The following is a 17,230-nucleotide window of genomic DNA, read 5'->3' as shown; positions in this document are numbered from 1 at the left end:
ACGATGTGTCGAGTCGTAAACTCGACCGTGCCAATTCGCATTGATTTCAATCAATGCACCTCACGCGCGCCTATTCCATAAAGACCAGATGCATGTGAAAGGGCTGGCATGGCAGATCTAAATTCATCGCTGGACGACAAGGCCGTGAGTGAACGCGCATGGCTGAAACGACTTGGCAAATCGGGCGGCAGCGCCTTGCGTATCGCCTGCCTGTTGCCGCTGATTTCGGGTGGATTGCTGGTGGGCCAGGCCTATCTGCTCGCGCACATTCTCGATCTTGCAATCACTCACGCTGCAAGCATTGAAACGCTGGCTCCCCTCACCTTCGGCCTGCTCTGCCTGATCGCCATCAGGATAGTCCTGAACCTTGCAAGCGAAACCGCTGGTATAGCCGCAAGTGAGCGGATCAAGACCGCGCTGCGCACCGAGCTGTTCGGCTCACTGATGCGACATCGCCCCGATTGGAAGGCAACGCGCTCGTCCGGCGCGCTGAGCGCTGTCATTGTCGACCAGACGGAGGCTCTGGACGGTTACTTCGCCCGCTTCCTGCCGGCCATGATCCAGGCCGCCTTACTCCCTGTGGCTTTTGCAGTCGTCGTCATGCCGTTTGACTGGGTGGTCGGTCTATTGTTTCTCGTCACGGCCCCGCTCATTCCGCTGTTCATGGCTTTGGTGGGCTGGGGCGCGGAGGCCGCTTCCCGGCAACAGGCCGACGCCATGACCCGGCTTTCGGGCCTGTTTGCCGACAGGCTGCGCGGTATCGTGACCCTCAATCTATTCGGGCGCGCAGAGACCGAAACGCGCGATGTGTTCGACGCCAGCCACGACCTGCGCCGTCGCAGTCTCAAGGTGCTACGTATCGCCTTCCTGTCTTCCGCGGTCCTCGAGTTCTTCGCGGCACTCGGCGTCGCGGGCGTGGCGCTTTACGTCGGTCTCACCTATCTCGGGTTTGTCGATCTGCGCGTAACGCCACTCGGTCTGGGCGCCGGACTGTTCTGCCTGCTGATGGCGCCGGAAGTTTATCAGCCGCTCCGACTGCTTGCTGCGCACTACCACGACAAGCAATCGGCAAAGGCGGCGATCTCGGAGATCACGGCGTGCTTCGGCGAACTGGATGCAAGTCCGCAGATAGCGGTGACCGCTGCAAACAAGCCGCAACCTCGGACCACGGCGTTGAATATCCGCGCCCTGACGCTAAGCACGCCGGACGAACAACGCACCATCCTCGATCACGCATCCCTGCATCTGCCCGCCGGAACACATGCCGTCATTCTCGGCGAAAGCGGCATCGGCAAATCGAGCCTGCTTGATGCGATTGCCGGATTGCGCGACTTCACGGGGGTGATTGAGATCGGCCCGCATCCGATTCAAACCATTGCGGAATCCGATCTCCGCCAGCAGGTCGCCTACATCAGCCAAAGCCCAACTCTGTTCGGCGACACGATCGCCGAGAACGTTCGCTTTGCCGATCCTGAAGCGACCGACGATGCGGTTCGTAAAGCGGCGGCACAGGCGCATGTGCTCGATTTCACCGACCGCCTACCACTCGGCCTCGACACTTCGATAGGCGAGCGCGGCCTTGGCCTCTCCGGCGGCGAGGCGCACCGCGTCGGCCTGGCTCGATTGTTCCTGCGTAATCCGCGCCTGATCCTGCTGGACGAACCAACGGCACATCTCGATCCCGACACCGAAATACGCGTGATCGATGCTCTCAAGCACTTTGCAACTGGTCGCACCATGTTGATCTCCACACATTCCGCGACGCTCGCTGCCCGCTTCGATCATGTCTTCCGCATCAAGGACGGCAAGATCGAGTCTCTAGGTGGGGAAGCTGCGAAACTCACGACTACCGAGGAGTTCGCAGCATGAAAGCGCTCCTCGCCTTCGCCCCCCTCTACGCGCTGCAATGGAAGCTGCTGGCGCTATCGCTTGGTCTGGCAGCCATCACCTTGCTCGCCGGCCTGCTCCTGCTGGGCGTCTCCGGCTGGTTCCTGACGGCGGCGGCACTGACCACGGCAGCGGCAAGTTTCAATCTCTTCGGCCCCTCATCATTGATCCGCGGCCTCTCGCTTGTGCGTATCCTCTCGCGCTATGGCGAAAAGCTGGTGGGCCATGATGCGACGCTCAGACTGCTCGCCGACCTGCGCGGCTGGCTGTTCGGACGCCTGTTCCCGAGGCTGCCGATTGCCGATCGCTCGCTTGCGCATGGCGACCTGATCAGCCGCCTGACCGCCGATATCGACGCACTCGATACTGTTTTCCTGGTGGCCGTCGGCCCGTTCCTGACGGCGATCTTGATCGCCGTGGTCATGTCGATCCTGCTCATCGCCGTGGCCCCGGCCGCCGCAGCGATCTACATCGTGGCGCTCGGACTGGCGATCTTCGCCGTGCCTCTCGTCCTCGTGGTCTGTACCCGCCGCCTAGGGGCGCAAACTGTCGCCCGATCCGCTGATGCCCGGGTTCGTGTCCTGCAGGGCATTGAAGGCCACAAGGATTTCGTTGCCCTCGGTCAAGTCGATCTTGCCGAGCAGAATTTGGCGCGCGCGCTGAACGACCTCAGCACCAGCAAGCGGCAGCTAGCTTTTCGCGGCGCCGCAGCCTCTGCTGCTATCCAGGCGCTTGCTGGTACGGCACTGGTTGGTGTGTTGTGGTTCGGCATCTCGGCCTATCGTCAGGGCACCATTGACGCACCATGGCTTGTCGGACTGCTGCTGGCGACAATCGCCAGCTTCGAGGCAGCCAATGCCATCGTCCGCAGCGTGGCGCGCTTCAGCACGGCCATTGCCGCCGCCGGTCGTATCCATGCTTTGGCAGGCGGACCAGCCGCTGTCGTCGAAAGTGCCTCGCCCAAGCCGTTGCCCGCGAGTTCCCACCTTGAATTTCGTGATGTCGGTTTTGCCTATCCGGCACAAAAGCAGGTCCTCCGCGGAATCAACCTGACTGTGGAAGCTGGCCAGCGCGTGGCCGTCATCGGCCCCAGCGGCTCGGGCAAATCGACATTGCTGAGCCTGCTTGTCCGGCTACATGATCCCCTCAGCGGTACGATCGCTCTTGGTGGCGTGGATATCAGGGAACTCGGCCTTACCCATCTGCGCAACCGTATCGCGCTGATGACCCAGGAAAGTCATGTCTTCATGGGAACGATCCGCGACAACCTGCTGATCGGCAATGACAAAGCCAGCGAGGCCGAAATGTGGCAGGCGCTCTCGGATGTTCGCCTCGCAGACCTCGTGCATGCGCTGCCCGGCGGGCTTGACACCTATGTCGGCGAATTCGGGGCGACGCTTTCGGTCGGCCAGGCGCGCCGCCTGTGCCTTGCCCGTTCGCTATTGTCGAAAGCTGAAATTCTGCTGTTCGACGAACCGACCTCCGGTCTCGACCGGCAGACGGAACTTGCCTTTCTCGGTGACCTCGTCAGCCTGACAGCGAACCGCACCGTGGTCATATCAACCCACGCCGCGCTGCCCGAAGGCAGCGTCGACATGGTTTACGACATGAGGAATGGCAAGATCAGTGCGACAGATCCATACCGGCCACTGACGTCAGCAACCTGACGCTACAGATCTCCACGACATGCGGCTCGGGCAGATGGATCAGCCCCTGCATCCTGAGCTTGGTGAAGCTGCGGCTGACGGTTTCGATCGTCATGCCGAGATGGTCGGCGATATCGGTGCGGTTCATCGATAGCTGCACCGGGTTGGCGACCAGCCCATGCTTTTCCAGCCGCGCCGATAGCAGCAGCAGGAAGCTCGCAAGCTTCTCGACCGGCGCAAGCCGCCCGAGCATCATCTGGCTATCGCGCGCCTGACGCAGCGCATCGCGGGTCAGGCCATAAAGCCGGTCCCTGAGCGCCGGAGACTCTTCCATCAACTCGTCCATGTCGCGCACCCGGAAGGCACAGAGCGTAGAGGGAACGACGGCATCCACCGTCTGGGAATAGTTTTCCTCGTCAGCAAGCCCAAGATAGTCACCGGGCAGCAGGAAGCCGGAAATCTGGCGGCGGCCATCCGGCAACTCGCTGTAGAGGCGCAGCATGCCGCTGGTCAGCGTATAGACCTGGCGGCGAGGCGCTCCCTGTTCGATGAGCAACTCGTCGACGGCAAGCGATTTGGTGCGCATGATTTTCTCGAGGCGTTCGATATCGGCCTCGCCGGCGCACAGCGCCATCTGCCGGACGGTGCAGCGCGCGCAGACAGAACGCTTCTTAGCGTGTTCAAGACAGTGATCGTCGTGGACCTGCAATTTCTGACCCCTATAGGCTGTCGGGACACTCTCGCGCCCCTGCGGCCGTCTCTTGCCGCTGTGTCTCCCTCCCGTGGCCGTGGGTATCCTCCGAAAATGCCTGGGCCACGCAGTTCATAGTCGAAAACTCAACATCTTACCGTGCGACAATAGCGCCCTGCGTCAATTTCGCAGAGTATTCCTTCAACTTAGCATAGCATTTGAATGTGGGGGTGGCTAGCTTGCGGAGGGACACGAGCTAAACGAAACCGGGCGGTATTGCTTCCCAGCTGGTTTAATCGTGCAGCTTGCGTGCTATCGGCGGCCCCACCTCGAAATCCTCGAACCGCGCGCGGAATCCGGAGCGTTCCGGTGAGCAGGCAGTGACCCCGATCAATGCTTCGCCGGCTGGGAATGGGCAGAGCCGTGCCATCTGCCATGCGCCAGCGCCGAGGTGAAATTGCACCCGCACCGCGTCGCCGTGCCGTGTCAGCCGCACATGGACGGCAGTTGCGGGCGATGCCTGATGCAGCGGGATCACCGACCAATCGGAAATACCACGGGTGACAACCACGGAGAAATGCATCAGCCCATCGGTAAACTCGATGCCGGCCTTGATCCAGTGCGTCTCGTCGATGCGCAACATCATGCCGGCTTGGTCGTAGAGCGCCTGATAGTCGCCCTTGATGGTTACAACAGCGGAGAAATCCCCGGATACCGGCTGCAGCCAGGCATGGCCGCTGTCGCGCTTGAAGCCGTAGAAAGTTTCCTGCCAGAAATCTGTGTTGTCGCCCGTAGTGAGCGTAAGTGCCTTCGCATCGCCTTGCCACTCCGGCGGCTCGTTCAGCCAGTGGAATTCGTTCCCCATCTCCGCTCCCGATCGGTCTCGTTCGGGAGCGACGATATAGATTTGGCGATCGAAAACAATGCGGCAGTATCCTTGTCGATCACGCCGGCCCTGTGACGGCAGCCTTGGCCTTGCCCCTGAGCTTGGTGGGTGTCAGGCCGAAATTCTCACGAAACTTCCGGCAAAAATGCGAGCTGTTTTCAAAGCCGACATCGAGCGCGATTTCGATCAGCGGCTTGGTCGTCCGCTCCACCAGGAACATCGCCCGATCCAGGCGAATGCGCATATAGGCAGCCGCTGGCGATGTTCCTGTCTTCTCATTGAACAGCCGCTCCAGCTGGCGGCGAGACAGGCCGACATTGTCCGCGATCTTTTCGATGCCGACGACATCGTCGATATTCTGCTCCATGTAGAGCAGGCTGGCCTTGATGCGGGTGTCGTTGTGCAGCGGCAAGGCAATCGGTGTGCGGCTCTGCAGCTCGTCGCCATCGCGGCGACGCTCCACCTGCAGGATTTCCAGCGCATTCTTCTCGGCATTGACGCCGACATGCCGCTTGACGAGGAACGCCGCCATGTCGGCCACCGCACTGCCGCCTGCGCAGGTAATAATGCCCCGATCTTCGACATAGAGCCGATGCGATGTCAGCCGGTTCCTGGCAAAGCGCGCCTTGAATTCCTCATGATGCAGCCAGCTGACGCAGGCCAGCCGCTCCTTCAGCAGCCCGGCCGAGGCCAGAATGAAACTGCCGGTGCAGACACCGATGATGCGCACTTTCTTCTTGGTCGCCTCATGCAGATAGGCGATCGTTTCTCGATCCAACGGCTCCTCGATATCCAGCAGGCCGCCGACCACGGCGATGTAATCGAAACGCTCCGGATCGCCCAGCTTGGCGGTCGGTGCGACCTGGATGCCGCTCGAAGACTTGATCATGTGATTGGTGGCGCTGATCACGTCCCAATCGCAAAGCACTCTGCCCGACCGGTCTTCAAAATCGCTGGCAAGCCGGAGTGTGTCGACGAATAGCGAAAACGCGCTCAGCGTGAAATGCCGGGCGAGAATGAACCCGACCTTCAGCTTAGCGGGTGCGGATGTATCGCTCTTTGCCAATCGGCCTCCATCCCCTCTTCGTTTCGCAACGACTCTGTTATGCCGCAGATCGACTATCGACATGAGGAACCAGCTTGGAAACTACGCTCTATCTGCCCATCAAGGGTTTTCTTGAAGCGGCAGGCTATGTCGTCAAGGGTGAGATTGGCGGCTGCGACGTCGTCGGCATCAACCAAGGCGAGCCATCCGTCGTTGTCGTCTGCGAACTGAAGCTGACCTTCAACCTCGAACTCATCCTCCAGGCGGTGGACCGCGCGACGATCTCCGACGAGGTCTGGATCGCCGCCCGCGTCTCCGCCAAGGGCAAGGGCCGCGAGAGCGACCGCCGTTTCCGCGATCTCTGCCGAAGGCTCGGCATCGGCATGCTGTCGGTCGCCGATAGCGGCACCGTCGATATCATCATCAGCCCGGAATCGCCCGCCCCGCGCAAGAACGCCAAGCGCCGTTCGCGGCTTGTGGCGGAACACAAGCGCCGCAAGGGCGATCCCGCCTTGGGTGGCATCAACCGCTCGCCGATCATGACTGCCTATCGCCAGCAGGCACTCACGTGCGCCGCGGCTCTTCAGCAGGGATTGGTGCGGCCGCGCGATATCCGCCCCTTCGCGCCCGACGTCGCCAATATCCTGCGTGGCAATGTCTATGGCTGGTTCGACCATGCCGATCGAGGTGTCTACGGTTTGACAGCGGCGGGCCTTGAAGCGCTCCAACGCTGGCCACAGGAATTTGAGTTGCCTGCGATAGTGGCTACTTGAATCGGCTCGTGAGCCGAATGAATCGGAATGCGAACAGGTCCGCTTAAGCGATTCATACGACTGGGCTTTCATTGGGACAGCAATCCTTTTTTGCCGGGCAACAAACGCTCTTCTCGTCATCCTCGGGCTCGTCCCGAGGATCTTCCTATGGTTCTTTAAGCCATTGAAATATTCGCCACATGCAAAGCGATTAGATCCTCGGGACGAGCCCAAGGATGACGCCGTGGGGCGATGCTTCAAAGACTTGAGTGCCCTCGCAGAATGACTCGTGACGAGGTGACGCCTCAATAAACTTGCCCTGCCTTCGCCGGTTCCGCTGCCACGGCTCCCGACCTGAAGTCCGCGACCAGCTTCGACGTGGCATTGGAGAACAGGCTGACATCGCTGCCGATACCGACGAAGGTGGCGCCCAATTCAACATAGCGTCCGGCAAGCGCTTGGTCCGCGGTGAGAATGCCTGCGGCCTTGCCGTGGCTCTGGATACGGACAAGTGCTGACTCCACCGCCTGCTGCACCTCCAGCGCGCCCGGCTTGCCGAGATACCCCATGTCCGCAGCGAGATCGGCCGGGCCGATGAACACGCCGTCGACACCTTCAGTTCCAGCGATAGCATCGAGATTGGCGAGCCCCGCCCGACTCTCGATCTGCAGGAGCAGGCAGATCTCGTCATTGGCCGTCTGGAGATAATCGGGAATGCGGTTGAAACCCGAGGCGCGGGCGAGCGAGGCGCCAACGCCACGAATGCCGTGTGGAGGATAGCGCACTGCGCGCACCATTGCCTCGGCCTGTTCCTGCGTCTCGACCATCGGCACCAGGATGGTCTGGGCGCCGATATCGAGGATCTGCTTGATCATCCAGGCCTCGCCGATCGGCGGCCGGACAATCGCATGAGCCGGATACTTCGCAAGTGCATGCAATTGCGCCACCAGCGTCTGGATATCGTTGGGTGCATGTTCGGCATCAAGCAGCAGCCAGTCGTAGCCGGCGCCCGCGCAAATCTCCGCCGTATAGGCGCTGGTCAGGGCAACCCAGAGACCGATTTGGGTGCGATGCTCGGCAAGCGCAGTCTTGAAGGTGTTCTTTGGTGCGGGCATTCTGTTGGCCTTATTTGAAGAAGCAGCTGATCGTGCCATACGGGCCGAAATCGGCCACGATCGTATCGCCATGACGTGCCTCGATCGGCCTTATGAACGATCCCGCAAGGACGACCTGCCCCGCCTCGATGCCCGCGCCATACTGCGCCAGCCTGTTGGCCAGCCAGGCGATGCCGCGCGCCGGATGGTTCAGCACACCTGCGCCAAGTCCGGTTTCCTCGACTTCGGCATTGCGCGAGACGATGGCACCCATCCAGCGCATATCGACATCGTCCGGACGCATCTGTCGCCCACCGATGACGATACCGGCATTGGCGGCATTGTCGGAGATCGTGTCGACGATGGTGCGGGCTTTCTTCGTCTCCGGATCGACACGAAGGATGCGTGTGTCGAGGATCTCCAATGCGGGCGTCACATAGTCGGTGGCATTGAGCACATCGAAGATAGTGACATCGGGACCTTTCAGAGGAGCCTTCATGACAAAGGCGATCTCGGCCTCGATGCGTGGCTGGATGAAGCGATCGGCGGGGATCACCGCACCGTCCTCGAACAGCATGTCGTCGAACAAGACTCCGGAGTCAGGGATGTCGATGTTGAGCGCATATTGCATCGCCTTCGACGTCAGCCCGATCTTCCAGCCGATGACCTTGCGCCCGGACGCGATCTTCCGCTTCACCCATGCGTCCTGGATGGCATAGGCGTCATCCATATCCATGCCCGGATGCTTGAGCGACAACAACCCCGTCTGCGTTCGCGTCTTCTCCGCGACGTCAAGCCCGGAAGCGGCAGCGGTGATCTGTTCTTCTGTCAACATGGCTCAGGCCTCGTCGGCGATGGTGTTGCGCAGGATGCCGATGCCATCGGCCTCGACCTCGACGACATCGCCCGGCTTCAGCCAGATCGGCGGATCGAAACGGGCGCCGGCGCCGGTCGGCGTACCAGTGACGATGACGTCGCCCGGCACCAGCGTCGTAAAGGTCGAGATATAGTTGATGATCTTGCGGAAGGAAAAGATCATGCGTGAGGTGCGGTCCTGCTGGCGCACCTCACCATTGACCCGTGTCTCGAGCCTGATGTCGGCGAGCTGCGCCTCGTCGGTAAACGGCACCAGCCATGGACCGATCGAGCCCGTGCGGTCGAAGTTCTTGCCCTGCGTGACATTGAATTTGGCATGCCGAACCCAGTCACGGATCGTGCCTTCGTTGCATAGCGATAGGGCCGCGATATGGTCGAGCGCCTCAGCCTCCGGAATGCGACGGCCGCCCTTGCCTATGACGATGACAATCTCGCCTTCATAATCCAGTTGCGGGCTTTCGGGCGGCCGGATCAGCGGCTGGTCGTGGCCAGTGAACGACCGCGGGAAACGGATGAACAGGGAAGGATTGGCCGGAGCCGCCTGCCCGTCCTTGTACTCTTCGTTGCGGTCGGGGAAATTAACGCCGACGCAGATCAGCTTTTCCGGGTTGGGGATGGGGATTTCGAAGTTGATATCGGCCATCGCCAGGTCAGGCTCCATCGTCGACGCTTCGTCAGCCAGCCGTGCGAGCGCGCCGGCTTCAATGACTTCACGCAATGTCGACCAACGGTCGCCATTGCGGGCGGATAGATTGATGACGCCATCGCCCTTGATCAGGCCATAACCGTGGCCCTTGGCCGTGGAAAAACTTACGAATTTAGACGGCACGGTCATTCCTTCTCTCTCGACATCTCCGGCGGGGCGCCATACCCCTCACCAAGTTCGCCGCTCCAATCGGCTACGCCTCTTGGGGCGAACTATCCTCTCCCACAAGGTGAGAGGCAGTCTCGTGGCACAGCTTTACCTCAAGCAGAGGCTCGGAGGTTGTGGCCCCTACCTCTCCCCTTGTGGGAGAGGATACGAAGGCCGGGCGAGCTTTGCGAGCCCTTGGCCGAAGTTGGTGAGGGGTAAAGTCCGCCCAAACCGCACAGCCAATCAAGGCGCCACGATCGGCTGCGCCTTCAGGATCGAATCCACGACCTCGGTGCCGGCAAAGGTGCTGCCTTCCTCGAACCAGGACTTTGGCGCCGGAGCACCCCACAGCGTCTGGCGCTGCGGATCTTTCAAGTCCCACTTGATCGGCTCGAGATCGGGATCAACCGTCTGGTAATCCGAGCAATAGATCTCGATCCGGTGGCCATCAGGATCACGGATATAGAGGAAGAAGGCGTTGGAAATGCCGTGCCGGCCCGGGCCGCGCTCGATATTCGACAGCCAGCCGGTGGTCGCCATCAGGTCGAGCAGGTCGATGATGTTGAGCGGCGTCGGAACCCAGAATGCGGTGTGGTGCAGGCGCGGACCGCGGCCATTGGTGAAGGCGATATCGTGCACGCCCCCCTTGCGATGCGTCCAGGCAGCCCAGAGGCGACCAGTTTCCTCGTCAGCGGTGTATTCCGTCACGCGAAAACCGAGTTCGTTGTAGAAGGCGACGCTCTCATCGACATTCGGCGAGAAGCAATTGAAGTGGTCGATCCTGAGCGGCTTGACGCCCTTGTAGAGCGCATATTTCTGGTGGATCGGCGGCAGGCGGTCCATCTTCGAGTAGAACTCAAGCGGAATGCCATGCGGATCGCGGGTGCGGAACGTGCGCGACTGATACGGCCGCTCGACCCAATCCACAGGCAGGCCTTTGCCCTTGAAGAAATGCTCCGCTTTGTCGAGGTCTTCCTCGGAAAACACCTTGAAGCCAAGATCCTTGGCTTCGGCCTTGGCGGCCTTCTTCAGCACGATGCAATGGTGGCCACGTTCTTCCATAGCGCGAAGATAGATCGTGTCCTTGTCCTCGTCGGTCACCTGCAGGCCGAGCGTATCGACATAGAAGGCGCGCGACTTGGCAAGATCGGTGACGGCCAGCTCGACATGGCTGAGCCGGACGATATTGAAGGCGGGATAGAGATTGGGTTTCGGCAGAGCCATTATTTCCTCCTCAGATGTGTTTTGCAGAAACGGGCGTTGGACGCATCATGGTTCTCAGCCGCCAAGTTTCTGGATGGAATGCGCCGTGTTGGCGAAGGCGATATTCTTGGTTTCCATGTAGAAATCGAATGACCAGTCGCCGCCGTCACGGCCGATGCCGGAACTCTTGACGCCGCCGAATGGCGCCGGCAGGTGGCGGACATTTTCGGAATTGACCCAGATCATCCCGGCGTCGAGCGCGTCGGTGAACCGGAAGGCGCGGGTGACATCGTTGGTCCAGAGATATCCCGTCAGGCCGTATTGGACGTCGTTGGCCAGTTCGAGCGCGTCGGCTTCGTCCTTGAACGGAATAGCCGTCAGCACAGGCCCGAAAATCTCTTCCTGGGCAATCCGCATCTGGTTGTTGGCGCCGGTGAACAGCGTCGGCGAGATGTAGCAGCCGCCACCCGGACCATCGAACTTGGTGCCGCCGGCTGCGAGCGTCGCACCCTCGCCCTTGCCGATATCGATATATTCCAGCACCTTTTTCTCATGCACCGGATGGATCAGCGGACCGACCACCGTCTCGGGATCGAGCGGGTGACCAATCTTGATGCGCTTGGCCTTTTCGGCAACGATATCAGTGAACTTGTCGTAGACACTCTCCTCGACCAGCAGGCGCGAGGACGAGGTGCAGCGCTCGCCGTTCAGCGAGTAGATCATGAACACGGCGGCATCGGCTGCTCGCTCGAGATCGGCATCGGCAAAGACGATGACCGGGTTCTTGCCTCCAAGTTCGAAATGCACGCGCTTGAGCGTATCTGCGCCCTGCTTCATGATCATCGATCCAGTGCGACTTTCACCGACGAAACCGATGGCTTTGATATCACGATGCTCGGTTAGCGCCCTGCCGGCATCCTCGCCAAAGCCGTTGACCAGATTCCAGACACCCTTCGGCAGGCCGGCTTCCTCGGCGATCTCAACCAACAATCGCGCCGTCAACGGCGAGAATTCTGCCGGCTTATGGACGATCGTGCAACCGGCGGCGAGCGCCGGTGCAATCTTCCAGGTCGACAGCATGAACGGCGTGTTCCACGGCGTGATGATCCCGACCGGACCGATTGGCACGCGCGTGGTGATATTGACCTGGCCGGGGCCACGCAGCGCCTGACCGTCACGCGCTTCCGGCGCACGGTCTGCGAAGAATCGGAAGTTCTCTGCACCGCGCAGGGCAGCCTTGGCCATGAACTTGAGGGATTGTCCGGTATCCATGCATTCGACGAAGGCGATCTCTTCGGCCCGCGCCACGATGGCGTCGGCAATCTTGTGCAGCAGCTTCTTGCGCGCAGTGCCATCCATCGCTGCCCAGGCTGGAAACGCAGCCTTGGCCGCTTTCACGGCACGGTCGATATCGGCTGACTTGCCAAGCGCCACACTTGCAAGCGGTTTGAGATCGACAGGGGAAATCGTCTCGAAGGTCGAGTCATCGACGGCAGGCACATCCTCGCCGTCGATGCGGTTCATGACTCCGTTCTCGAACTTGGCGAGATAGGCCTTTGCTTTTGCGATGTTTTCGTCGAGCTTTGACATGTCGTCTCCATCAGGCAGTCGATCGCCCCGGCATTCCTGTGGGCGAAATATTCGGATCAGCGAACTTGAATCTATCTATGAGCTCTTGGCTCGAAGTCGCGGGTGGATGGCATTCTTCTTCCAACTGAGCGCGGGATCGATCTCGCGGATCTCCAGCGTCAGCGCGAAATGCGGGGTGGCAAATTGCGGCGCCAGAAACTCGGTCACGGCAGCAAAAATTGCATCACCCGTTGCCTTGCGCTCCACCTCGCTACGGCCGGTGCCGACGCGAAAGGACATGTCGATGAACCCGTTTTCCGGCAGCAGATCCGCCACCGCATAGGCCTCGCAACGGATGGCGCGCACCCGCACGGCTCCGAGTTCGAACAGGCCCGACTCCAGGATCGTCTTGTGCACGACGCTGCAAAGTGCGGCAAAATCGACAGAACCATCCAGGTTCGCCGAATACTCTATCGTAAAGTGCGGCATCTTTCCTCCCCAGGTGTCTTTCTTATATATTTAACATGTTAATGATATCCGCTCGTCTGTCAAGAGGTTTCATCGTCAAACCCTCTTGAAACGCCCAATTGCAAAGCTGCGAAAAATGGACGATAGAACGCGATATGACCGATCGATCTTCACCCAAGCCGAAGCTGGCACAAGACTCCTTCCTGCCCCGCAATATCAGGCGCTCGCTGCCGATCGCCCTGCTCCGCGCCCGCGAAGCGGTGATGGGCCATTTCCGCCCGATGCTTGCCGAGCACGACATCACCGAGCAGCAATGGCGCGTGATCCGTATCCTTGCCGAGCAGGAAACGGTCGATGCCTCCGAGATGGCCGACAAGGCTTTCATTCTTGCCCCGAGCCTGACCCGCATCATCCGTTCGCTGGAAGAGCGCGGCATCATCACCAAGCACAAGGACGAGAATGACGGCCGCCGGGTGCTGCTGCAGATCACGCCTGCCGGCATGGCCATCATCCACGAAGTCGCGCCTGAAAGCCGCATCATCTACGACCGGCTGGAAAAACATTTCGGCCGCGACAAGATCGAGCAGCTGCTCGACATGCTTGACGAGGTCGCGACATTCAACGAAGCGAAGTGATCGCTAAAGCGCATCGGCCAGCTCCCGAGCTTCCCTGACGTAGCGTGTCATGCGTTCCGCAGAGTCAGGCAATTCCGGCCGCTCGCCGGCCCAACCGATATAGGTGAGGCCACGCAACGTCAGGAACAATGGCAGATGTGCCAGACTTTCGTCGCTCAGGGCGCGTTTTGAACGATAGCCGTCCAGAAGAGATTGCTTGATCAACGGGTAATGCGGTTCGCGGCGATTGCGCAGCAAGGCTGTGGCGATGTCGAACAACCGCCAGCCACAACCGCAATCGTCGAAGTCGATCATCGCAACGCGATCGCCGGAGACCAGCACGTTTTCGCGCACAAGGTCGGCATGGATCAGCCCGTAATCGAGGTCGGATGAGATCGCCTGCAATCGCTGAATCAGATCTGCGCGAAGCCGGGCCAGGAAATCCCGATCATCGGATGACACCCCGGCGCAATCCCAGAACCGGCCCCAGACCGGCGCTTCACCCAACAAACCATCGGCATCCCAGGCGCTGCGCGAAAAATTGGCCGGTGGCGTCCAGCGATCAGAAACGTTATGCATCTCGGCCATAGCGGTGCCCACCGCGTGAAACAGCGGCACAATCCGGTCGCTGTTATAGCCAAGCGGCTTGCCGGTCTCACCAAGCTGCGCTCCGTCGACCCAGCCGATCAGGTCGGCGAATTGCGGCTCGATGCCAGCCAATTCCACAAGCAATCGTCCGTCGCCGGTAGCGATCGGCTGCGGCACGGACAGGCCGTTGCGGCGCAGATCGTCCATCCATTGCAGTTCGGACAGCAGTGCCTGTTCGGAATGATAACCCGGCCGATGCAGCCTCAGCGCCGCCTTGCTGCCATCGGCAAGACACACCTTGAACACCGCGTTCTCGCGATATTTCAACAGTTGCGGTTCCTGTGCTGGCAGCCCCCACTCGGCGAGCGCCGCACACGCCCTCTCCTGCAAGTCCTCCAGAATCCTGTCCACCATCAGAGACCCGTCAGCACGTCATCGAGCGCGGACAGCATGAAGTCGGCATTCTCCGTGGTGAACGGCATGGGCGGGCGGATCTTCGTGGCATTCTGGTGAATGCCGAGCTTGCCCATCAGCACACCGCGTTCGCGCATCTCGTTGATGACAGTGGTCGCAAGTTCCGTCGCCGGCGCCTTGGTCGCCTGATCGAGAACCAGTTCCGCGCCGAAGAACAACCCGCTTCCCCGCACATTGCCGATGATGTCGTGCTTCTCGGCAAGCTTGCGCAATCCCGCCTGGGCATAGTCGCCCACCACACGCGCATTTTCGATCAACTTCTCATCCTCGAGCACATCGAGCACCGCCATACCAGCGGCGCACGACACCGGATTGCCACCAAATGTGTTGAAGTAGCGAAAGGCCTTGCGGAAGGCATTCAGCGTCTCCGAATTGGCGACGACCCCGCCGATCGGATGACCATTGCCCATCGGCTTGCCCAACGTCACCACATCCGGAACGACGCCGGCGCGCTGATGGCCCCACATATGCGTGCCCGTCCGACCGAAACCGGGCTGCACTTCGTCGCAGATCAGCAGCCCGCCAACCTTCCTGACGATGGCAGCGGCCTTGACGAGAAAGCCTTCCGGCAGCTCTGGGAAACCCTCATTGGCGAAGAACGGATCGATGATCAGAGCCGAAAAACCGTGTGGCGCTTCCTGCAATGAAGCGATGGCCTTTTCGATTTCGGCTGCCCATGCATCGGTGAAGGCCTCGCCCGGAATTCCACCCAGGGGACGATAGCCATCCGGTGCCGGCACATGCCGAACATGGCCGCCATAACCGCCAACCGGCGGCATGCGCGTCGAGAGCTGCGACACCGCCGTCGTGTTGCCGTGATAGGTGTGATTGGTAGCGATGACGCCCGTCTTGCCGGTGACTGCCTGCGCCATGCGCAGCGCGATATCATTGGCTTCGCTGCCCGTGCAGGTGAGAATCGCGGTATCGAGGCTGTCGTCGAAAGTGGCGGTCAGCCGCTCGACATAGTCGAGAATTCCCTCATGCAGGTAGCGCGTGTGGGTATTGAGCGTCGAGGCCTGCCGCGTGATCGCCTCGACCACGCGCGGATGGCAATGGCCGACATGCGGCACATTGTTATAGCAGTCGAGATACTTCCTGCCATCGACATCCCAGAGCCAGACGCCCTCGCCTTTTACGAGATGCACCGGATCCTGGTAAAAAGTCGACATGTTCTTGCCGAGCAGCTTTTCGCGCCGCGCCAGTAGGGCCGCGTTATTCGACATCTCACTTGCCTCCGGCAGCGGCAAAGCCGGCATCGAGCGCCGAGACGATCCGGCTGACATCGGCTGCTGTGACCACCAGCGGCGGCGAGATGATGACATTCGCGCCCGACGTGCGCACCATGACGCCTTCCTCGTACGCGACGTCGAAGACTTTCTGCACGACGTCCTTGACCGCGGCTGCCTTGGCCTGGCGGTCCGACACCATTTCCAGCGCGCACATGAGGCCGAGACCACGCACGTCGCCGATCAGTTCGTGCTTGTCCTTCAGGCCCTGCAATCCCTTGAGCAATTCCGCGCCGCGTTCGCCGGCATTGGCCGCAACGTTGAGCCGTTTCGTTTCCTTCAGCGTCGCAAGGGCCGCGGCCGCACCGACGGGATGACCAGAATAGGTATAGCCATGGCCGATAGAGCCGATCGTCCCCTTTGACGCCTCAAAGGCCGTCGCGACCTTCTCGCAAATCATCACGGCGCCGAACGGGAAATAGCCGTTGGTGATGGCCTTCGCCGTGCACATGAAATCCGGCTTGACACCCCAGCCGCGCGAACCTGTCCAGGCACCGGTGCGGCCAAAAGCCGTAATGACTTCGTCGGCGATCAACAGGATGCCGTGCTTGTCGCAGATCGCCCGCATCAACGGCATGAAGGTCTCGTGCGGTACGATCACGCCACCCGAACCGAGCACCGGCTCCATGATCATCGCAGCGATCGTATCCGCCCCCTGGAACGCGATCTCGTCCTCGAACTGACGCGCTATCGCCTGCGCGATCTCGGCGGGATCTGACGTGTTGAACGGATTGCGATAGGCGTAGGGGGCGGCAAGATGGAAGACGCCGGGCAGCAGCGGCTCATAGTTGCGGCGGAAATTGGCATTGCCGTTGACCGATGCGCCGCCGAAATGCGTGCCGTGGTAGCCCTTCTTCAGTGCCACGAATTTGGTGCGCTCCGGCTGACCATTGATCTTGTGGTACTGCCGCGCGAGCCGCAAGGCGGTCTCGACTGAATCCGAACCGCCCGAGGTGAAGAAGGCGCGCACCAGCCCATCTTCCTTGAACCATTCAGCCAGTTCATAGGACAGTTCGATGGCCGGCGATGTCGAGGTGCCACGGAACGCAGAGTAATAGGGAAGCTCGTCCAGCTGGTCGCGGATCGCTTTTTTCACCGGCTCGCAGGAATAGCCGAGATTGACGTTCCAAAGCCCGCCGACAGCATCGAGCAGCTTCTTGCCATTGACATCGGTGACTTCGACGCCCTCGGCCGCATTGATGATATGCGGTGGATTGGCCTGCATCTCGGCAGGGTGTGCCATCGGATGCCACATGTGGCGGGCATTGTTCTCGGTCAGGAAATTGGTCTCGCGCATG

16 protein-coding genes are annotated in these 17,230 nt (G+C 60.7%); 4 read left to right on the top strand and 12 right to left on the bottom strand.

Annotated features, from left to right (window positions below):
* The first annotated feature begins 108 nt into the window (after nt 1-108).
* Together cydD and cydC are read left to right on the top strand one after the other, a co-directional pair.
* Nucleotides 109-1,869: a thiol reductant ABC exporter subunit CydD gene (gene cydD / locus ACXHRN_RS08410; RefSeq protein ID WP_488640865.1), complete on the top strand. Its 1,761-nt coding sequence runs from the start codon at nt 109-111 to the stop codon at nt 1,867-1,869.
* Nucleotides 1,866-3,554, top strand: coding sequence for a thiol reductant ABC exporter subunit CydC (cydC, locus tag ACXHRN_RS08405; RefSeq protein ID WP_488640864.1), 1,689 nt, complete (start codon nt 1,866-1,868; stop codon nt 3,552-3,554). Before cydD ends, cydC begins: the two co-directional genes overlap by 4 nt.
* Here the strand turns inward: cydC and ACXHRN_RS08400 are convergent.
* The 3 genes from ACXHRN_RS08400 to ACXHRN_RS08390 all read right to left on the bottom strand — a co-directional run bounded on the left by ACXHRN_RS08400 (nt 3,511) and on the right by ACXHRN_RS08390 (nt 6,239).
* Nucleotides 3,511-4,167 carry a Crp/Fnr family transcriptional regulator gene (locus tag ACXHRN_RS08400; protein ID WP_488641862.1) on the bottom strand — a complete coding sequence of 219 codons (657 nt, stop codon included), beginning with the start codon at nt 4,165-4,167 and terminating at the stop codon, nt 3,511-3,513. The genes cydC and ACXHRN_RS08400 overlap by 44 nt on opposite strands.
* 349 nt (nt 4,168-4,516) lie before the next feature.
* On the bottom strand, nt 4,517-5,089 hold the full coding sequence (locus ACXHRN_RS08395) for a DUF1349 domain-containing protein (RefSeq protein WP_488640863.1): 573 nt from the start codon (nt 5,087-5,089) through the stop codon (nt 4,517-4,519).
* 79 nt (nt 5,090-5,168) lie between these two features.
* Nucleotides 5,169-6,239 carry a GlxA family transcriptional regulator gene (locus ACXHRN_RS08390; RefSeq protein ID WP_488640862.1) on the bottom strand — a complete coding sequence of 357 codons (1,071 nt, stop codon included), beginning with the start codon at nt 6,237-6,239 and terminating at the stop codon, nt 5,169-5,171.
* Nucleotides 6,240-6,250: 11 nt separating this feature from the next.
* Here ACXHRN_RS08390 and ACXHRN_RS08385 point away from each other — a divergent pair, with 11 nt between their 5' ends.
* Nucleotides 6,251-6,928, top strand: a complete 678-nt coding sequence (locus ACXHRN_RS08385) for a DUF2161 domain-containing phosphodiesterase (protein ID WP_488640861.1) — start codon at nt 6,251-6,253, stop codon at nt 6,926-6,928.
* Nucleotides 6,929-7,212: 284 nt separating this feature from the next.
* Here the strand turns inward: ACXHRN_RS08385 and hpaI are convergent, their stop codons facing one another.
* The 6 genes from hpaI to ACXHRN_RS08355 form a co-directional block, all read right to left on the bottom strand.
* Entirely contained in the window at nt 7,213-8,022 is an 810-nt protein-coding gene (hpaI, locus tag ACXHRN_RS08380; RefSeq protein WP_488640860.1) for a 4-hydroxy-2-oxoheptanedioate aldolase, read from the bottom strand.
* 10 nt (nt 8,023-8,032) lie between these two features.
* Nucleotides 8,033-8,836, bottom strand: coding sequence for a 2-oxo-hept-4-ene-1,7-dioate hydratase (gene hpaH / locus ACXHRN_RS08375; protein WP_488640859.1), 804 nt, complete (start codon nt 8,834-8,836; stop codon nt 8,033-8,035).
* Between the two features lie 3 nt (nt 8,837-8,839).
* A complete protein-coding gene (locus tag ACXHRN_RS08370; RefSeq protein ID WP_488640858.1) occupies nt 8,840-9,712 on the bottom strand; it encodes a fumarylacetoacetate hydrolase family protein in 873 nt (290 codons plus the stop codon).
* Nucleotides 9,713-9,973: 261 nt separating this feature from the next.
* Nucleotides 9,974-10,954 (bottom strand): 3,4-dihydroxyphenylacetate 2,3-dioxygenase, encoded by a 981-nt coding sequence (gene hpaD / locus ACXHRN_RS08365; RefSeq protein WP_488640857.1) that lies wholly within the window; start codon nt 10,952-10,954, stop codon nt 9,974-9,976.
* A 54-nt stretch (nt 10,955-11,008) separates the two neighbouring features.
* The gene (gene hpaE, locus ACXHRN_RS08360; RefSeq protein ID WP_488640856.1) at nt 11,009-12,523 is read right to left on the bottom strand and encodes a 5-carboxymethyl-2-hydroxymuconate semialdehyde dehydrogenase; all 1,515 of its coding nucleotides are present in this window, start codon (nt 12,521-12,523) and stop codon (nt 11,009-11,011) included.
* Between the two features lie 75 nt (nt 12,524-12,598).
* Entirely contained in the window at nt 12,599-12,991 is a 393-nt protein-coding gene (locus ACXHRN_RS08355) for a 5-carboxymethyl-2-hydroxymuconate isomerase (RefSeq protein ID WP_488640855.1), read from the bottom strand.
* A gap of 134 nt (nt 12,992-13,125) precedes the next feature.
* On the opposite strand from ACXHRN_RS08355, the gene hpaR reads away from it, so the two are divergent.
* A complete protein-coding gene (hpaR, locus tag ACXHRN_RS08350; RefSeq protein ID WP_488640854.1) occupies nt 13,126-13,605 on the top strand; it encodes a homoprotocatechuate degradation operon regulator HpaR in 480 nt (159 codons plus the stop codon).
* A 3-nt stretch (nt 13,606-13,608) separates the two neighbouring features.
* Here the strand turns inward: hpaR and ACXHRN_RS08345 are convergent, their stop codons facing one another.
* The 3 genes from ACXHRN_RS08345 to ACXHRN_RS08335 are packed head-to-tail and all read right to left on the bottom strand — an operon-like array spanning nt 13,609 to nt 17,229.
* Nucleotides 13,609-14,583, bottom strand: a complete 975-nt coding sequence (locus ACXHRN_RS08345) for a phosphotransferase enzyme family protein (protein ID WP_488641861.1) — start codon at nt 14,581-14,583, stop codon at nt 13,609-13,611.
* A gap of 2 nt (nt 14,584-14,585) precedes the next feature.
* Nucleotides 14,586-15,869 carry an aspartate aminotransferase family protein gene (locus tag ACXHRN_RS08340; RefSeq protein WP_488640853.1) on the bottom strand — a complete coding sequence of 428 codons (1,284 nt, stop codon included), beginning with the start codon at nt 15,867-15,869 and terminating at the stop codon, nt 14,586-14,588.
* Between the two features lies 1 nt (nt 15,870).
* Nucleotides 15,871-17,229, bottom strand: coding sequence for an aminotransferase class III-fold pyridoxal phosphate-dependent enzyme (locus ACXHRN_RS08335; RefSeq protein WP_488640852.1), 1,359 nt, complete (start codon nt 17,227-17,229; stop codon nt 15,871-15,873).
* Between the last annotated feature and the right edge of the window lies 1 nt (nt 17,230).

Source organism: Shinella sp. OV683, assembly GCF_057787725.1.
This window is presented reverse-complemented; position numbering and strand designations above follow the sequence as displayed.